Source organism: Rhizobium sp. SG_E_25_P2 (assembly GCF_029892285.1).
Taxonomy (GTDB): Bacteria; Pseudomonadota; Alphaproteobacteria; order Rhizobiales; family Rhizobiaceae; genus Rhizobium_E.
Genome location: NZ_JARXVM010000015.1, coordinates 91,164 through 107,110 on the forward strand (window position 1 = coordinate 91,164; position 15,947 = coordinate 107,110).

Sequence of the window (15,947 nt, forward strand, 5' to 3'; positions counted from 1 at the left end):
CCCTTGTGGGGGAGATGGCCGGCAGGCCAGAGGGGGAATTGGCGTCCCAGTCGACGGCGCGACTTTGAATAAGCCTCTCATTCCGCCGCCTCCAACCCGCTCTGATCGCCCACATGCCCCTGCGCCCGGCGGTCCTCGCAGAAATCGGTGTCGGAGCAGACGAACATCCGGCCGCCGCGATCGTCCAGGATCACCTCGTCGAGATAGGACGTGGTGCAGCCGCACAGCGCGCAGGGCTTTTCGAACCGCTGGATTTCGAAGGGATGATCCTCGAAATCGAGGCTGGTCGCTTGCGTATAGGGCGGCACGGCATAAATGCGCTTTTCGCGCCCGGCGCCGAACAGTTGCAGCGCTTCGGAATTGTCGATCTTCGGATTGTCGAATTTCGGAATGGGCGAGGGGTCCATCACATAGCGGCCCGCCACTTTCACCGGATAGGCATAGGTCGTGGCGATATGGCCGTTGCGGGCGATGTCCTCATAGAGCTTCACATGCATGAGGCCGTATTCTTCCAGCGCATGCATCATCCGCGTCTCGGTCTCGCGCGGCTCCAGGAAGCGCAGGGGCTCAGGGATCGGCACCTGATAGACGAGGATCTGGCCTGAGGTCAGCGTCTCCTCGGGAATGCGATGCCGCGTCTGGATGATCGTCGCCTCGCGCGTCTTCGTCGTCACAGCGACCCGCGCGACTTTCTCGAAGAAGGCGCGGATGGAGACGGCGTTGGTCGTGTCGTCGGCGCCCTGGTCGATGACCTTGAGCCTGTCCTCCGGCCCGATGATCGCCGCCGTCACCTGCACGCCGCCGGTGCCCCAGCCATAGGGCATCGGCATTTCGCGGGAGGCGAAGGGAACCTGATAGCCGGGAATGGCGATGGCCTTCAGGATCGCCCGGCGGATCATCCGCTTGGTCTGCTCATCGAGATAGGCGAAATTATATGTGGCGATATCGGGCGTCATTGCGCGGCCTCCATCATCTCGGTCTGGTCCACAGAGCGGGCCTCGTATTCCGCGCGCATCTGGCGCACGAGGCCGAGTTCGGCCTGGAAATCCACGTAATGCGGCAGTTTCAGGTGCTCGACGAAGCCGGTCGCCTGGACATTGTCGGAATGGGAAATCACGAATTCCTCATCCTGGGCGGGGGCGACCACGTCCTCGCCGAATTCCTGGGCCCTAAGCGCCCGGTCGACCAGCGACATGGCCATGGCCTTGCGCTCGGACTGGCCGAACACCAGGCCGTAACCGCGCGTGAATTGCGGCGGCTGCTTGGCCGAACCCTTGAACTGGTTGACCATCTGGCATTCGGTGACGCGGATGCGGCCGAGCGAGACGGCAAAGCCCAGTTCCGGCATGTCGATCTCGACCTCCACCAGTCCGATGCGGATTTCGCCGACGAAGGGATGGGTGCGGGCGTAGCCGCGCTGGGTGGAATAGGCGAGCGCCAGAAGAAAGCCCTCGTCGCCGCGCGCCAGCGCCTGCAGGCGGATATCGCGGGCCATCGGGAATTCCAGCGGCTCGCGGGTGATGTCGCCCGCGACATGGTCAGGACCGAGATCGCCGTCACCCTCGATCAGCCCTTCGCCGTCGAGAATGTCGGAAACGCGCATCACCCGTTCGGGCGACGCCTCCCGCCGCGCCGGCGCCTCGACGGCGCCGTCTTCTGCGAGCGAGGGATCGAGCAGGCGATGGGTGTAATCGAAGGTTGGCCCGAGCAACTGGCCGCCCGGCAGATCCTTATAGGTCGCGGATACGCGACGCTCGATCTTCATCGCGCCGGTGTCGACCGGCACGGAGGAGGCGAAGCGCGGCAGCGTGGTGCGATAGGCGCGCAACAGGAAGATCGCTTCGATCATGTCGCCGCGCGACTGGCGGATGGCGAGCGCGGCCAACGTCCGGTCATACAGCGACGCTTCGGCCATCACCCGGTCGACGGCGAGGCCGAGCTGGGCGATGATCTGCTCGAGCGTCACGCCGGGCAGGCTGCGATCGCCGCGACGGCGGTCGGCGAGCAGGCGATGGGCATTGGCGATGGCGGCTTCCCCGCCCTTGACGGCGACATACATCAGGCTTTCTCCCCATTCGTAACGGGCGTGGCGGCGAGGATGCGCGCGGAGCGCGGCAGGCAAAGGCAGGCGCGGCCCGCCGTCAGGATCAGGTCGACGCCGCGCGGATAGAGCGCGTGGTTCTCCGCCCAGAGCGCCGGAAACAGGCTCGGCAGGCCCTTGGGCGAAATGGCGATGCGGTCGCGGATGCCGGGGCCAATGAGCGTCAGTTCCTCGCCGCCTTCGAGCTTGTCCAGCTCCACGATCACCGTGGTCGACCGGTCGGGATACTCCTGGCTGCCGCGGGCGAAGGAGGCGAGCGCCGGAAAGGGCGCTCCAGCCTCGACGAACGCAAACCGCGCCTCGCTCTTGATGTCGGTCACGGCGGCGCCGGTCTGGAACCCCAGCCAGGCTGCTGCGCCAGCTTTCACGAGAGCGGGCGAGAGATAGACGGGCGTGTCCTGATCCGCGAGTGTCAGCGCAATCGCGCTCTGTGCCCGTCCCAGTGGCTTCGGCCCCTTGGCCTCGCCCTCGATCCAACCGATCGTCCCGGGCCGCGCCATGCAGTCCATCACCACGCGAAACGCCGATTGCGCATCGAGCACGGGGTCTGTGAAGGCGCCGGTGTAGGTGTCTGTGGCGGTTGTCATGATTGCGCCCCTTCGGATGCTGTTACGTGGTTTAAGAACCCCTCCCCAACCCCTCCCCACAAGGGGGAGGGGCTTACCCCGGCGCCTGCTCTGAGCGAGACCGAAGCGTTGTCGCGTGTGGGGATGCCTGATGGAGGCAAAACGGCGCTGCGTTCGAGCCCCTCCCCCTTGTGGGGAGGGGTTGGGGAGGGGATCTTTATCCTTGCTCTCGCAAAGCCCATCTCAATCCTCCCCACGCACCAGCGTGAAGAAATCCACTCTCGTCGCCGCCGTCTCGGCCGCGAGCGCCGCGTCCTCTTCCGCTGTGCGCGCCTCGATCGTGGCGACCAGCCCATCCACCGCGGCGGAAAACTCGTCGCGCTGTCCAAGCGCATCGATAATCGCCGCGAGCCGCGCATGCGCCTTGTCGCCGCCGAGCAGTTGCCCATGGCCGATTTCGCCGGTCGACAGCCGGACGCTCGCCCTGCTGACGCTCACTTCGCCGAGATTGAAGGGCGAGCCGCCGCCGCCGATCTTGCCGCGCACCATCACCAGCCCGGTTTCAGGGCCGCGCACCGGCGAGACCGTGACATCGCCGGCATGCTCTGACAGAAAGTGTTCGAGCTCGTCGCGGCGGGCGCGGGCAAGCGCCTCCATTCGCCGCTTGCGCGCCGGCGCCGTCTGGGCTTCATGGGCCGGTGAGGCTGGGGATTGTGTCATGGATCGCTCTCCATTTGTCTATTTAACTAGACAAGTTCGATAAGCGCTGTGTATCCTTGCACCATGACAAGCTTGTGACGGGAGAGACGGGTGAGCGAGGAAAAATCATCGGGCGCGGTCGAGCGCCGCTCGGGCGTCGCACTCTGGCGGCAGATCGCCGACGCCATCCGGCAAGCGATCGCCGATGGCGAATACGAAGGCATGATGCCGGGCGAGATCGCGCTCGCCGCCCGCTTTGGCGTTAACAGGCATACGGTGCGCGCGGCCATCGCCGCGCTGGTCGAGGAGGGGCTGCTCGAAAGCGTCCAGGGCCGCGGCACGCTGATCCGTCGCCAGACCCGCTTCACCTTCCCGATCACCCGCCGCACGCGCTTTTCGGAAGGCCTGGCTGGCCAGTCGCGCGACCGCGACATCCGTCTGGTGGCGGAAGAGCGCATCAAAGCCGATCCTGTCATCGCTGCGGCGCTCACGCTGGAGCCGGGCGCAGAGCTTCTGAAGCTCACGCTGGTGTCGCGCGCCGACGGCGTGCCCGTCTCCACCTCGATCAATTATTTCAACGCCGCGCGTTTCTCCGGCATGGCGGCGGCGGTGCGCGAAACCGGCTCGATCACCCGCGCCTACGCCATGCTCGGGGTCACCGATTATATCCGCCTGACCACCGATCTCACCGCCCGCCTCGCCGATGAACGCGAGCGTTTGTTGCTGGAATTGAAGCCCGGCGCCGTGGTGATGGAGGCCCGCGCCGTCAATGCTTTGCCAGACGGCGCGCCGATACAATACGCGGTAACCTGTTTTGCGGCGGATCGCGTCACTTTGAAACTCGACATGCCCGTCTGACCTGTCACAAACCGCGCTTTTTTATTGTCATAATATGACGCTTGATTGTGACATCAGGCTCCGCTTCCCCTTGCGTGAACCCGAGGCTCTGTGAACGCGGCGTAAAACGCCAGCGACCTCAAATCCTTGGTTGGTGTAAAATTTGTAAAGCAAGGAAATTGGACGTATGAGCGGACGCAAGAAAATCTACGAGGCCCTGCTCGAGGGCGCGCGCGACGGGCTCAAGGATCAGGCGCTTTACGCCTATGTCGTCGACCAGTGCTCCAAGGCCTCCAGCAAGAAAATCGTCCGCGCCTCGCTGCTCGCTCTCTCCGACCCCGACCTCAAGGACGCCGCCATCCTCGAAGCCATCTACGCGCTGGCCATCAAGCACCGGCTGGATCCTGTCCAGGCGAATGACGAGCACGATGAGGACGAGGAGAAGGAGAAGCCGGCGAAGAAGGGGAAGAAGTAAGACGCTCGCTTTTCGCGGATGTCTCTCCTCTGGCATCGTCACCCTCGGGCTTGTCCCGAGGGTCTACACAGGGCGCTTTGGCCCGGAATTCTCGCCAATTTCGGCGGTAGATGCTCGGCACACGGGCAAGCATAGCGAATGTCAATTACCCCCGCCGGCAGCGCTCCGAGCAATATTTCACCTCGTCCCAGACCTTTTCCCACTTCTTGCGCCAGGCGAACGGCTTCCGGCATCGGGGACAGGTCTTGGTCGGCAGATCCTGCTTCTTCTTCATCTTGGCCATCACAGCCGGCCCTCGCGCATTGCGTCGAGCGTTTCCCTGGCCTTGCCGCGCAGCGCCTTGCGCTTGTCATCAGAGAAGCGTTCCCAGTTCTTGTAGGGCATGGCCATGCGGGGATTGGCTTTCAGCCGGTCCCGATTGCGGGCGAGGAAATCCCAGTAGAGCGCATTGAAGGGACATGCCTTATCGCCCAGCGCCTCCTTGGGATCATAGGCGCAGCCGCCGCAATAGTCGCTCATGCGGTTGATATAGGCGCCGCTGGCCGCATAGGGCTTGCTCGCCATCAGCCCGCCATCGCCATAAAGCGCCATGCCCAGCGTATTGGGCAATTCCACCCAGTCATAGGCGTCGGAATAGACGGCGAGATACCAGTCGCAGACCTCGCTCGGCAGCAGTCCGGCCAGCAGCGCGAAATTGCCGGTGACCATCAGCCGTTGGATATGGTGCGAATAGGCGTGCTTGCGGCTGTGGTCGATCGCTTCGGCCATGCAGCGCATTCGCGTCTCGCCCGACCAGTAGAACCAGGGCAGCGGCTCGCTGGCGTCGAGATGGTTGCGTGTTGCGTAATCCGGCATATGCAGCCAGTAAATCCCGCGCACATATTCCCGCCAGCCGATGATCTGGCGGATAAAGCCCTCCACGGCGTTGAGCGGCGCGTGGCCCCTGCGATAGGCGGCTTCGGCCTTTTGGCAGATCTCCATCGGCGTCAGCAGGCCGGCATTGAGATAGGACGAGATGAGCGAGTGATAGAGATAGGGTTCGCCCGATACCATCGCGTCCTGATAGTCGCCGAAGCGCGGCAGGCAGGTCTCGATGAAATGATCAAGCTCGATCATCGCCTCGTTATGGGTGACGGCGTAGTGAAACGGTTCGAGATCGCCGAAATGATCGTCGAAGCGCTCCGACACCAGATCGAGAACCTCACGGGTGATCGGCGATGTCTGATGCGCGATGCGTTTGGGAAAGCGCAGGCCTTCCTTGGGCGGCTTGCGATTGTCCTTGTCGTAATTCCACTGGCCGCCGGCAGGCTCGCCGTCGGCCTCCATCAGCAGGCCGGTCTTTCGCCTGATGTCGCGGTAGAAGAACTCCATGCGCAACTGTTTGCGGCCCGCCGCCCAATCGCGAAATTCGCGATGGCTGCAGAGAAAGCGGTCGTCGCCGCGGATCTCGACCTCGGTCTTGAAGCGATCCTTCCAGCTGCGCATCTCGCGGCCCAGCCGCAACTCGCCGGGTTCGGTGATCACGATCCGATCGGCGTGAGTGTCCTTCAGCGCCCGCTCGACCTCGCCACCCAGGCTGCCGCTGTTGCCGGCTGCGTCGAGCTTGACATAGCGGACTTTAAACCCCTCCGCCTTCAGGCTTTCGGCGAAATGGCGCATCGCGGAAAAGAGAAAGGCGATCTTCTTCTTGTGATGCTTCACATAGCTGGCTTCCTCCATCACCTCGGCGATCAGCACCGTGTCGGCGCCCTTGTTGGCGCCAACCAGGCTGGAAATCGACCGGCTGAGCTGGTCGCCCAGGATCAGGCGGAGAGCGCTCATGCCTTCATCTTTGGCCGAACGCGCGAGAGGCCGCCGTCGACGGCCAGAGTCTGACCGGTGATCCAGTCGTTTGCGGGGTCGAGCAGGAACACCACCGCCCGCGCCACATCACCGGGCGTGCCGATCCGGCCCAGCGCATGCATGGCCTCCGACACCTTGCGCGACAGCTCGTTGCCGGTCACGCCCGCCGTCAGCGGCGTCTCAGTGAGGCCGGGGGCCACGGCGTTGACGCGCAATTTCTGTCCGGCATAGCTCGCCGCCGCCGCCAGCGTCAGGCCGATCACGCCGGCCTTGGCGGCGGCGATCGCTTCGTGATTGGCAAGCCCTTCCATAGCGGCGGCCGAGGAGACCAGCACCACCGATCCGCCCTGCTTCATATGCTTGCCGGCGGCGCGCATGGTGGCGAAAGCGGTGGTCAGCGAGGCCGAGATCACCGCGTCATATTGCTCGCGGGTGGTCAGATGCGCGGGCTTGAGAAGAAGCGAGCCCGAAAAATTGACGACGCCCTGTATGTCGCCCGCCGTCTGGAACGCGCGGTCGACGGCGTCGAAATCACTGGCGTCGAGGATGATGTCGGGGGTGATCTTGGTCGAATCGCGGGCAGTGGTCACCACCTCGTGCCCAGCCGCGCTGAGCAGTCCTGTGGTCGCCTGTCCGATGCCGCTCGATGCGGCGATGATAAGAAATCGCGCCATGCCGGTCTCCTTTTCCCCTTCCTACGCAGGAAGGAGGCGAGGGGATCTGGCGCGTCTGTCAGGGATCAGGCGGCGGGACTCATCCGCAGCGCGGTGACCAGTTGACCCGGTTCGCGCACGCCGTGACGATAGAGCTGGATGAGGGCGCGGGCGAGACGCTGGCAGGCTTCTTCATTGTCGGAAATGTGATGCTCGCCGCAAAGACTTGCATAAGCCTGGGCCAACCGGTCCATATCGTCGGGGCCGAACATGCCGATGTCCTGACCGTCGAGTAGATACCGCATATCAGCCCCCCTCTCATCGGCGCCGCCAACGCCCGCATCTCCATGAGATGCGAAGTTTAACAGCGGAATATGGCGAGACTGCGCGCGCGCCTGATTCCCCCAAAGAAAATCAAGGGCGCGGCAAATGGTTCCGAAAAACAACGCCCGCCATGCGGCGAGCGTTGTTTGGTCGACGTCTGGCCCGGTCAGCCCTTCTTGGGACCGGCGTCCAGGAACTGCGCGCACCAGCTCGGCTGGCCGTCGAGGCCGGCGCGGTCCGAAATCGCGGTGATCGACTTGATCTTGTAGGAATCATTGACCGTCAGCCTGACCGTGCAGGACAGGTAGCGGGTGGTCGTCTTCTTCTTGGCCTTGCCCTGTGCGGCCACGCGCACGGTCTTGTAGCCGCCCTTCCACACATAGGTCGAGGTCGAGCCGCTGTCTTCGTCGCTAGCGGGCGGGCCGTAGGCGGCGAAGAATTTGCCGGCTTCGGCGCCAACCCACCGTTGGGAAAGCGGATCGGAAGAGACGACGCCGGTCGTGGTGCAGGATGCGAGAAGCGCCGTGACGACGGCGGCAAACGCGAGGCGGAGGGTCATTGAGCTCGATGTCCTTGAACTGGGCGACGCGGGATGAAAATCAGGGGAGGAGTCCGCGGCGCGCGCTGTTTTGCTGCGGTTTCGCTCTAGCGCGAGCCTGTGCAAAACGGAACGGGAATTTTCAATTGCCCGCGGAAATTTATCGGGCTTGCTGGAATTGTATGCTTTTTGACCTTTTGGAAAATAATTTCTCGGAACCGCTTGCATTTTAGAAAAGGATACGCTCATTTTTGCCTCAACCACGCCGGTTTGTGCTGGCGGGGATAAACCAAAGGGGAAAACCAAGATGAAGAAGCTCGCCACGCTGCTTGCAGCGACCGCTCTCGTGTCCACTTTTGCGCTCGCCGCCCAGGCCAAGACGCTTGTTTATTGCTCCGAAGCGTCGCCGGAAGGCTTCGATCCGGCGCTGTACACCGGCGGCCAGACCTTCGACGCCTCTTCGCGCACCGCCTATAACCGCCTCGTCGAATTCAAGCATGGCGGCACGGAACTCGAGCCCGGCCTCGCCGAAAGCTGGACCATTTCGCCCGACGGCCTTGAATACACCTTCAAGCTGCGCGCAGGCGTCAAGTTCCAGACCACAGAATATTTCACCCCCACCCGCGACCTCAACGCCGATGACGTGATCTTCTCCTTCGAGCGCCAGCTCAAGGCCGATCATCCCTGGCACAAATATGTCGAAGGCGCGGCTTGGGAATACGCTGCCGGCATGGGCCTGCCCGAGAATGTCAAGGCTGTTGAAAAGGTCGACGACCTCACCGTCAAATTCGTGCTGAACAAGCCGGAAGCGCCGTTCCTCGCCAATCTCGGCATGGACTTCGCCTCGATCCTGTCCAAGGAATATGCCGACAAGCTGCAGGCCGATGGCAAGATGGGCCAGCTCAACCAGATGCCGCTCGGCACCGGTCCCTTCACCTTCGTGGCCTATCAGGCCGACGCCGTGATCCGCTACAAGGCCAACGACACCTATTTCAAGGGCAAGGAAAAGATCGACGATCTCGTCTTCGCGATCACCACCGACGCCGCCGTGCGCGCTCAGAAGCTCAAGGCCGGCGAATGCCATGTGATGCCCTATCCGAACGCCGCCGATGTCGCGGACCTCAAGGCTGATCCGAATCTCAACGTCATCGAACAGCCAGGCCTGAACGTCGCCTATCTCGCCTACAACACCACCCAGGCGCCGTTCGACAAGCCTGAAGTGCGCAAGGCGCTGAACATGGCGATCAACAAGCAGGCGATCGTCGACGCCGTGTTCCAGGGCGCGGCCCAGCCGGCCAAGAACCCGATCCCGCCGACCATGTGGTCCTATAACGACAAGGTCGAAGACGACAAATACGACGTCGACGCCGCCAAGGCCGCGCTCGAAAAGGCTGGCGTCACGGGTCTGAAGATGAAGATCTGGGCCATGCCGGTGTCGCGTCCCTACATGCTCAACGCCCGCCGCGCGGCCGAGATCATGCAGGCCGATTTCGCCAAGATCGGCGTGGAAGTCGAGATCGTCTCCTATGAATGGGCCGAATATCTCGACAAGTCCAAGGCCAAGGACCGCGACGGCGCCGTCATGCTCGGCTGGACCGGCGACAATGGCGATCCGGACAACTTCCTCGACACTCTGCTCGGCTGCAACGCCGTGGGCGGCAACAACCGCGCTCAGTGGTGCAACAAGGAGTTCGACGATCTGGTGAAGAAGGCCAAGATCACCTCCGACATCGCCGAGCGCACCAAGCTCTATGAAGAGGCGCAGGTCGTCTTCAAGCGCGAGGCGCCCTGGGCCACCATCGACCATTCGGTCGGCTTCACGCCCGTGTCCAAGAAGGTCTCCGGTTACCAGATGGATCCGCTCGGCATCCACCGTTTCGACGGCGTGGACATCGCGGAATAATTCGTCACAATTGAAACTGCCCTCCCATGACGGGAGGGCGATGAGCGGGGAAGCGTAAGCCTCCCCGCTTTCGAACAATGGAAAGAGCCCATGCTGCGGTTTCTTATCGGCAGGCTGGCTGTGCTGATCCCCACTTTCGTGGGCGTCGCCCTGATCGCATTCTCCTTCATCCGTCTTCTGCCCGGCGATCCGGTGATGCTGATGTCGGGCGAGCGTGTGATGGATCCCGAACGGCACGCCCAGATCATGCAGGATCTCGGCCTCGACAGGCCCTTCTACGCCCAATTCGCCGATTATCTCGGCGGCGTCGTCACCGGCGATCTCGGAACCTCCATCGTCACCAAGCGCCCGGTGCTCGATGAGTTCTTCGCGCTGTTTCCGGCCACCGTCGAACTCTCTCTCTGCGCCATCCTGCTCGCGGTCGCCATCGGCGTGCCGGCCGGCGTCGTCGCCGCCATCAAGCGCGGCACCTGGGTCGACCAGTCGGTAATGGGGGTCGCCCTGATCGGCTATTCCATGCCGATCTTCTGGTGGGGCCTGCTGCTGATCATCTTCTTCTCCGGCTATCTGCAATGGACGCCGGTGTCGGGCCGCATTTCGCTGATGTATTTCTTCCCGCAGGTCACCGGCTTCATGCTGATCGACAGCCTGCTGTCGGGCCAGAAAGGCGCGTTCCAGTCCGCCGTCAGCTATCTCATCCTGCCGACCATCGTGCTCGGCACGATCCCGCTCGCGGTGATCGCGCGGCAGACGCGCTCGGCCATGCTGGAAGTTCTGGGCGAGGATTATGTCCGCACCGCCCGCGCCAAGGGGCTGACGCCCTTCCGCGTGGTCGGCGTGCACGCGCTCAGAAACGCGATGATCCCCGTCGTCACCACCATCGGCCTGCAAGTGGGCGTGCTGTTGGCCGGCGCGATCCTGACGGAATCGATCTTCTCCTGGCCGGGCATCGGCAAATGGATGGTCGATGCGGTGTTCAAGCGCGACTATGTCGTCGTTCAGGGCGGGCTGTTGCTCATCGCCGCCGTGATCATGCTGGTCAACCTGATCGTCGACCTGCTTTACGGCTTCCTCAACCCGCGCATCGCGAGATAGGAGAGGGGACATGGCTTTGACAGACACAAAGACCATCGCCGCCGCGCCGCCTTCGGCGCTCCGCGAATTCTGGTTCTACTTCTCCCGCAACAAGGGCGCGGTCATCGGCCTCATCATCTTCACCATCATTCTGCTGATGGCGATCTTTGCGCCATGGGTCTCCCCGCATGCGCCGGATGCGCAGGATCGTTCGGTCCTGCTGCTGCCGCCGGTGTGGATGGACAAGGGCTCTTCGCTCTTCCTTCTCGGCACCGACGCTGTCGGCCGCGATATCCTTTCGCGGCTGATCTTCGGCGCGCGCTTCTCGCTGTTCGTCGGCGTGGTCGTGGTGTCGATCTCGGTGATCTCTGGCGTGCTGATCGGCCTTGTCGCCGGCTATTTCGGCGGCAAGGTCGACACGGTGATCATGCGGATCATGGATATCATCCTGGCGTTTCCGTCGCTGCTGCTCGCGCTGGTGCTGGTGGCGGTGCTGGGGCCTGGCCTCGTCAACGCCATGATCGCGATCTCGCTCGTCAACCAGCCGCATTTCGTGCGCCTGACGCGCGCTGCGGTGATGATCGAACGCGGCAAGGATTATGTGGTCGGCTCGCGGGTTGCGGGCGCCGGCACGGCGCGGCTGATGTTCCTGACCATCCTGCCCAACTGTCTTGCGCCGCTGATCGTCCAGGCCACGCTCGCCTTCTCGGCGGCGATCCTGGATGCGGCCGCGCTCGGCTTTCTCGGCATGGGCGCGCAGCCGCCGACGCCGGAATGGGGCACCATGCTCGCCGAAGCCCGCGAATTCATCCAGCGCGCCTGGTGGGTGGTCACCTTCCCGGGGCTCGCGATCCTGATCACGGTGCTCGCAATCAACCTGATGGGCGACGGCCTGCGCGATGCGCTCGATCCCAAGCTGAAGAGGTCGTGATGGCATGAACGCCTGGGTCGGTCCGGCCATTGTCGCAGCGGCGATATCGAGCGTCATCGGCGTCTTGAGCCTCTACCTCAATGCCTGGCTGACGCTCAGACTGGACCGGACCCGGCGGCTGGAAAAGGTCAGGGACGTGCAGATTGCCCTGTTGGCGGAAATCCGCGCCGACATCCACAATCTCAGGTTCTTCGATTTGGACGGGCATCTGGAACTGGTGATGGAGCGTTATCGGACGATACCGGGCTATGTCCCCAAGCCGAGCCGGTCTCCGCCCTTGCTTCTGGAGGGGCTGCTGAAGTCGGATGTTCAATTGCTGCCGTCTTGGGTCATCGACGCGGTCATACTCTATGTTCGACAGAAGACGGCGATCGAGTTGTTCGTCGATGACATCAGGGGCGATGACTTCGCCAAACGCGACAAGGAACTGCAGATGAAGATGTATGCTGACTTCATCAATATGAAGAAAGTGGAGCACTCATTGGCGCGGGCGGCGCGCGATGTGCTGGAAGCGTCCCTCGAATTCACAGCCCGGCGTCAGTAGCCGGGCTGGGGCCCTGTCGGGCCATCAAGGGGTGTCGTGTTGTAGGGCGGGATCGGCTTCGATGGTTTCGGCGTGTATGAACGCATGGCGCCTGCTCCTGTTAGACTTGGAATAATAATATCTGAAAGAGGCGAATACAATGCCCTTGCTAGACATACGAAATCTCACCGTCGAGTTCGAGACGACGTCGGGCCTGTTTCGCGCCGTCGACGGCGTGTCGCTTGCCTGTGATCGCGGCGAGATCCTCGCGGTGGTCGGCGAGTCCGGATCGGGCAAGTCGGTGGCCATGCTCGCGGTGATGGGGCTTCTTCCGTGGACGGCCAGGATCTCCGCCGACGCCATGCTGTTTGACGGCAAGGACCTGCGCTCGCTCACGCCGGCGGAGCGGCGCAAGATCATCGGCAAGGATGTGGCGATGATCTTCCAGGAGCCGATGACCTCGCTCAATCCGTGCTTCACCGTCGGCTTCCAGCTGGACGAGGCGCTCAAGACCCATTTGGACCTGTCGAAGTCCGAACGCCGCGCCCGCTCGATCGAGCTTCTCAAGAAGGTCGGCATTCCCGCGCCCGAAAGCCGGCTCGGCAATTTCCCGCATCAGATGTCGGGCGGAATGAGCCAGCGCGTGATGATAGCCATGGCGCTGGCCTGCAATCCGAAACTGCTGATCGCCGACGAGCCGACCACCGCGCTCGACGTGACCATTCAGGCGCAGATCCTCGATCTCCTCGTGCGCCTGCAGGAGGAAGAGGGCATGGCGCTGGTGTTGATCACCCATGACATGGGCGTGGTCGCTGAAACCGCCCATCGCGTTCAGGTGCAATATGCCGGTCAGAAGGTCGAGGAGCAGCCGGTGATCGAGCTCTTCGCCGATCCGCATCACCCCTACACGGCGGCGCTTTTGTCGGCGCTGCCGGAACGCGCCGTCGCCGGCGGACGCCTGCCGTCGATCGCGGGCGTCGTGCCCGGCGCGCATGACAGGCCCACGGGCTGTCTGTTCTCGCCGCGCTGCAAATTCGCCACCGATCTCTGTCGCCAGACCGCCAAGCGCCAGGGGCCGGAACTCGGCTCGGCGCTCTGCAACTATCCGCTCATCCACGGCATGCCTCAGGGCCATCCGAGCAAGGAGGAGGCCTTCGCATGACCATCATCCAGGGTACCGATCTCAAGCGCTATTATGAAGTCGGCGGCGGCGCATTCAGAAAGCCTGCCACCGTCAAGGCGCTGAATGGCCTGAGTTTCTCGCTCGAAGAAGGCAAGACGCTCGCCGTCGTCGGCGAATCCGGCTGCGGAAAGTCCACGCTCGCCCGGCTCGTGACCATGATCGAAACGCCGACCGAAGGCGAACTGATAATCGCCGGCCGCCCGGCCAACGCCGCCGATCGCGAATTGCGCGCCATGGTGCAGATCGTCTTCCAGAACCCCTACGCCTCGCTCAATCCGCGCCAGAAGATCGGCGCGATCCTTGAGGAGCCGCTCAAGATCAACACGAGCGACGACGCGGCGACCCGCAAGGCCAAGGCCGTGGACATGATGACCCGCGTTGGTCTGCGCCCCGAACATTACGATCGCTATCCGCATATGTTCTCAGGCGGCCAGCGCCAGCGCATCGCCATCGCCCGCGCGCTGATGCTCAGGCCCAAGGTGCTGGTGCTCGACGAGCCGGTCTCGGCGCTCGATCTGTCGATCCAGGCGCAGGTGCTCAATCTGCTGATGGACCTGCAGAAGGAGATGGGGCTCGCTTATCTGTTCATCTCGCACGGCCTGTCGGTGGTTCGTCACATCGCCGACGACGTCATGGTCATGTATCTCGGCAAGCCGGTGGAAATCGGCAAGGTCGAGGATGTCTTCGCCCATCCGCGCCATCCCTATACGGCGGCGCTGCTGTCGGCCACGCCGATCGCCGATCCCACTCGCAAGAAGACCCGCATCCAGCTGACCGGCGAATTGCCGTCACCGCTCAATCCGCCGCCGGGCTGTCCGTTCAATCCGCGCTGCCCGCGCGCCACCGATGAATGTCGTCAGGCCTTCCCGGCGGAGAGCGGCGAGGCGTCGCACCGGTTTTTCTGCTATCATCCGCTGTGAGGTCTTCGCGCCGCCGCAAAAATGTGAGAAAGACGCTCATCTTCTTGGTTCCTTGACCGTTGTCAGGGACAGGGCCGTTCGTCGGCGGTAACGACGGGCGTTTTCTCATTGCGGCACGATCATCATGCGTAAACTGAAAATCCTTTCCGTCGCTCTTCTGCTCTCGCTGCCCGTTGGCGCAGTCGCGCTTCGCATGGCCGGCGCCAACGCCTATCCGACGCCGGAAAGCCTGGGCGCGGCGCTGTTTCACGACAAGACCCTGTCGTTTAACCGCACGCAGGCCTGTTCGACCTGTCATATGCCCGATATGGGCTTCACCGATCACAACGAGCCGGGCGGCGCCGCCGTCTCGCGCGGCGACGACAGCAAGTCCTTCGGCGATCGCAATGCGCCTTCGGTGGCCTATGCCGCCTTCAGCCCCGCCTTCCACAAGGACAAGGCGACCGGCGTCTGGCAGGGCGGCCAGTTCTGGGATGGCCGCGCCGGCAAGCTCGAGGATCAGGCCGGCGGGCCGCCGCTCAACCCGATCGAAATGGGCATGCCCGACAAGAAGACCGTCGCCGCCCGCATCCAGGAAAATTCAGGCTATGTCGACGCCATCAAGCGCTTGTATGGCAAGGACGCGCTGTCGACGGATGACAAGGCCTTCGCCTCGGTCACCAGCGCCATCGCCGCCTTCGAGCGCACCAAGGACGTTTCGCCCTTCGATTCCCGTTATGATCGTTATCTGCGCGGCGAGGAGAAGTTCACCGAGCAAGAAGAGCTTGGCCGCACGCTGTTCTTCTCCACCCAATTCGCCAATTGCAGCCTCTGCCACGACATCAAGGGCATGGACGGCCGCTATGAGAGCTCGACCTTTTCGAGCCACAAATATTTCAACATCGGCGTGCCCGCCAACACCGCCGCCCGCGCCAGGAACGGCGTGAAGCCTGGCTATGTCGATATCGGCCTGGCCGCGAATCCCGAAGTGGCCGGCGATCCGGCTGAGAAGGGCAAGTTCAAGGTTCCGACGCTGCGCAATATCGCGGTCACAGGCCCCTATATGCACAATGGCGTCTTCAAGGATCTCCGCACGGTCATCCTGTTCTACAACAAGTATAATTCCAAGAAGAAGAGCCGACAGATCAATCCCGAAACCGGTCAGCGCTGGGCCGACCCCGAAATCGCCGGCAATCTCGCGACCAAGGAACTGGAGACCGGCCCCGGCCTCGACGACAAGCGCATTGATGCGCTTGTCGCCTTCCTGAAGACGCTGACCGACAAGCGCTATGAGCCGCTGCTCGCCAAGGCCCCGACCCCAAAGGCCGCCGAAGCGGGCACATCAGCCGCCAAGCCCTGACGGATTTCGCCGGTTCCTTGATGTTGGCCTGGGCCGCGT

The 15,947-nt window shown here is 63.2% G+C and carries 18 protein-coding genes; 9 read left to right on the forward strand and 9 right to left on the reverse strand.

The annotated features are described in order from the left end of the window. Positions 1 to 77: 77 nt before the first annotated feature. The 4 genes from M2360_RS19620 to phnG form a co-directional block, all read right to left on the reverse strand. Entirely contained in the window at positions 78 to 956 is an 879-nt protein-coding gene (locus M2360_RS19620) for an alpha-D-ribose 1-methylphosphonate 5-phosphate C-P-lyase PhnJ (protein ID WP_280776989.1), read from the reverse strand. Continuing rightward, complete coding sequence (locus M2360_RS19625; RefSeq protein ID WP_280776990.1) at positions 953 to 2,059, reverse strand: carbon-phosphorus lyase complex subunit PhnI; 1,107 nt, start codon at positions 2,057 to 2,059, stop codon at positions 953 to 955. The genes M2360_RS19620 and M2360_RS19625 overlap by 4 nt, the downstream gene beginning before the upstream one ends. Beyond that, positions 2,059 to 2,688: a phosphonate C-P lyase system protein PhnH gene (phnH, locus tag M2360_RS19630; protein ID WP_280776992.1), complete on the reverse strand. Its 630-nt coding sequence runs from the start codon at positions 2,686 to 2,688 to the stop codon at positions 2,059 to 2,061. Before phnH ends, M2360_RS19625 begins: the two co-directional genes overlap by 1 nt. Before the next feature lie 222 nt (positions 2,689 to 2,910). After that, the gene (phnG, locus tag M2360_RS19635; RefSeq protein ID WP_280776993.1) at positions 2,911 to 3,387 is read right to left on the reverse strand and encodes a phosphonate C-P lyase system protein PhnG; all 477 of its coding nucleotides are present in this window, start codon (positions 3,385 to 3,387) and stop codon (positions 2,911 to 2,913) included. 90 nt (positions 3,388 to 3,477) lie between these two features. Between phnG and phnF the strand changes: the two genes are divergently transcribed. Both phnF and M2360_RS19645 read left to right on the forward strand, forming a co-directional pair. Then, positions 3,478 to 4,224, forward strand: coding sequence for a phosphonate metabolism transcriptional regulator PhnF (phnF, locus tag M2360_RS19640; protein WP_280776995.1), 747 nt, complete (start codon positions 3,478 to 3,480; stop codon positions 4,222 to 4,224). Between the two features lie 166 nt (positions 4,225 to 4,390). Next, entirely contained in the window at positions 4,391 to 4,678 is a 288-nt protein-coding gene (locus M2360_RS19645; protein ID WP_280776996.1) for a hypothetical protein, read from the forward strand. Positions 4,679 to 4,823: 145 nt separating this feature from the next. Here M2360_RS19645 and M2360_RS19650 read toward each other — a convergent pair whose 3' ends face one another. The 5 genes from M2360_RS19650 to M2360_RS19670 all read right to left on the reverse strand — a co-directional run bounded on the left by M2360_RS19650 (position 4,824) and on the right by M2360_RS19670 (position 8,056). Then, entirely contained in the window at positions 4,824 to 4,961 is a 138-nt protein-coding gene (locus M2360_RS19650) for a DUF2256 domain-containing protein (RefSeq protein WP_280776998.1), read from the reverse strand. After that, positions 4,961 to 6,499, reverse strand: a complete 1,539-nt coding sequence (locus tag M2360_RS19655) for a cryptochrome/photolyase family protein (RefSeq protein WP_280776999.1) — start codon at positions 6,497 to 6,499, stop codon at positions 4,961 to 4,963. Before M2360_RS19655 ends, M2360_RS19650 begins: the two co-directional genes overlap by 1 nt. After that, positions 6,496 to 7,194: an SDR family oxidoreductase gene (locus M2360_RS19660; protein WP_280777000.1), complete on the reverse strand. Its 699-nt coding sequence runs from the start codon at positions 7,192 to 7,194 to the stop codon at positions 6,496 to 6,498. Before M2360_RS19660 ends, M2360_RS19655 begins: the two co-directional genes overlap by 4 nt. Before the next feature lie 65 nt (positions 7,195 to 7,259). Then, positions 7,260 to 7,478, reverse strand: coding sequence for a hypothetical protein (locus M2360_RS19665; RefSeq protein WP_280777001.1), 219 nt, complete (start codon positions 7,476 to 7,478; stop codon positions 7,260 to 7,262). A 185-nt stretch (positions 7,479 to 7,663) separates the two neighbouring features. After that, positions 7,664 to 8,056, reverse strand: coding sequence for a hypothetical protein (locus M2360_RS19670; protein ID WP_280777002.1), 393 nt, complete (start codon positions 8,054 to 8,056; stop codon positions 7,664 to 7,666). Between the two features lie 286 nt (positions 8,057 to 8,342). Between M2360_RS19670 and M2360_RS19675 the strand changes: the two genes are divergently transcribed. From M2360_RS19675 to M2360_RS19705, 7 genes are all read left to right on the forward strand, one after another. After that, positions 8,343 to 9,938, forward strand: coding sequence for an ABC transporter substrate-binding protein (locus M2360_RS19675; RefSeq protein WP_280777003.1), 1,596 nt, complete (start codon positions 8,343 to 8,345; stop codon positions 9,936 to 9,938). 90 nt (positions 9,939 to 10,028) lie between these two features. Next, positions 10,029 to 11,033 (forward strand): ABC transporter permease subunit, encoded by a 1,005-nt coding sequence (locus M2360_RS19680; protein WP_280777004.1) that lies wholly within the window; start codon positions 10,029 to 10,031, stop codon positions 11,031 to 11,033. A gap of 10 nt (positions 11,034 to 11,043) precedes the next feature. Beyond that, positions 11,044 to 11,943: an ABC transporter permease subunit gene (locus M2360_RS19685; protein WP_280777005.1), complete on the forward strand. Its 900-nt coding sequence runs from the start codon at positions 11,044 to 11,046 to the stop codon at positions 11,941 to 11,943. A gap of 4 nt (positions 11,944 to 11,947) precedes the next feature. Then, positions 11,948 to 12,487, forward strand: a complete 540-nt coding sequence (locus M2360_RS19690; protein WP_280777006.1) for a hypothetical protein — start codon at positions 11,948 to 11,950, stop codon at positions 12,485 to 12,487. A 139-nt stretch (positions 12,488 to 12,626) separates the two neighbouring features. Continuing rightward, positions 12,627 to 13,628 (forward strand): ABC transporter ATP-binding protein, encoded by a 1,002-nt coding sequence (locus tag M2360_RS19695; protein ID WP_280777007.1) that lies wholly within the window; start codon positions 12,627 to 12,629, stop codon positions 13,626 to 13,628. Then, on the forward strand, positions 13,625 to 14,569 hold the full coding sequence (locus M2360_RS19700; protein WP_280777008.1) for a dipeptide ABC transporter ATP-binding protein: 945 nt from the start codon (positions 13,625 to 13,627) through the stop codon (positions 14,567 to 14,569). Before M2360_RS19695 ends, M2360_RS19700 begins: the two co-directional genes overlap by 4 nt. Positions 14,570 to 14,693: 124 nt before the next feature. Then, the gene (locus M2360_RS19705; RefSeq protein WP_280777009.1) at positions 14,694 to 15,908 is read left to right on the forward strand and encodes a cytochrome c peroxidase; all 1,215 of its coding nucleotides are present in this window, start codon (positions 14,694 to 14,696) and stop codon (positions 15,906 to 15,908) included. Positions 15,909 to 15,947 lie beyond the last annotated feature (39 nt).

What these genes read in the sequence shown, in the direction of transcription:
- M2360_RS19670 (WP_280777002.1), bottom strand. Translation starts at nt 8,056, where the DNA reads ATGACCCTCCGCCTCGCGTTTGCCGCCGTCGTCACGGCGCTTCTCGCA.
- M2360_RS19690 (WP_280777006.1), top strand. Translation starts at nt 11,948, where the DNA reads ATGAACGCCTGGGTCGGTCCGGCCATTGTCGCAGCGGCGATATCGAGC.
- M2360_RS19680 (WP_280777004.1), top strand. Translation starts at nt 10,029, where the DNA reads ATGCTGCGGTTTCTTATCGGCAGGCTGGCTGTGCTGATCCCCACTTTC.
- M2360_RS19655 (WP_280776999.1), bottom strand. Translation starts at nt 6,499, where the DNA reads ATGAGCGCTCTCCGCCTGATCCTGGGCGACCAGCTCAGCCGGTCGATT.
- M2360_RS19695 (WP_280777007.1), top strand. Translation starts at nt 12,627, where the DNA reads ATGCCCTTGCTAGACATACGAAATCTCACCGTCGAGTTCGAGACGACG.
- M2360_RS19625 (WP_280776990.1), bottom strand. Translation starts at nt 2,059, where the DNA reads ATGTATGTCGCCGTCAAGGGCGGGGAAGCCGCCATCGCCAATGCCCAT.
- M2360_RS19665 (WP_280777001.1), bottom strand. Translation starts at nt 7,478, where the DNA reads ATGCGGTATCTACTCGACGGTCAGGACATCGGCATGTTCGGCCCCGAC.
- M2360_RS19675 (WP_280777003.1), top strand. Translation starts at nt 8,343, where the DNA reads ATGAAGAAGCTCGCCACGCTGCTTGCAGCGACCGCTCTCGTGTCCACT.
- M2360_RS19620 (WP_280776989.1), bottom strand. Translation starts at nt 956, where the DNA reads ATGACGCCCGATATCGCCACATATAATTTCGCCTATCTCGATGAGCAG.
- M2360_RS19685 (WP_280777005.1), top strand. Translation starts at nt 11,044, where the DNA reads ATGGCTTTGACAGACACAAAGACCATCGCCGCCGCGCCGCCTTCGGCG.
- M2360_RS19650 (WP_280776998.1), bottom strand. Translation starts at nt 4,961, where the DNA reads ATGGCCAAGATGAAGAAGAAGCAGGATCTGCCGACCAAGACCTGTCCC.
- M2360_RS19700 (WP_280777008.1), top strand. Translation starts at nt 13,625, where the DNA reads ATGACCATCATCCAGGGTACCGATCTCAAGCGCTATTATGAAGTCGGC.
- M2360_RS19705 (WP_280777009.1), top strand. Translation starts at nt 14,694, where the DNA reads ATGCGTAAACTGAAAATCCTTTCCGTCGCTCTTCTGCTCTCGCTGCCC.
- phnG (WP_280776993.1), bottom strand. Translation starts at nt 3,387, where the DNA reads ATGACACAATCCCCAGCCTCACCGGCCCATGAAGCCCAGACGGCGCCG.
- M2360_RS19645 (WP_280776996.1), top strand. Translation starts at nt 4,391, where the DNA reads ATGAGCGGACGCAAGAAAATCTACGAGGCCCTGCTCGAGGGCGCGCGC.
- M2360_RS19660 (WP_280777000.1), bottom strand. Translation starts at nt 7,194, where the DNA reads ATGGCGCGATTTCTTATCATCGCCGCATCGAGCGGCATCGGACAGGCG.
- phnH (WP_280776992.1), bottom strand. Translation starts at nt 2,688, where the DNA reads ATGACAACCGCCACAGACACCTACACCGGCGCCTTCACAGACCCCGTG.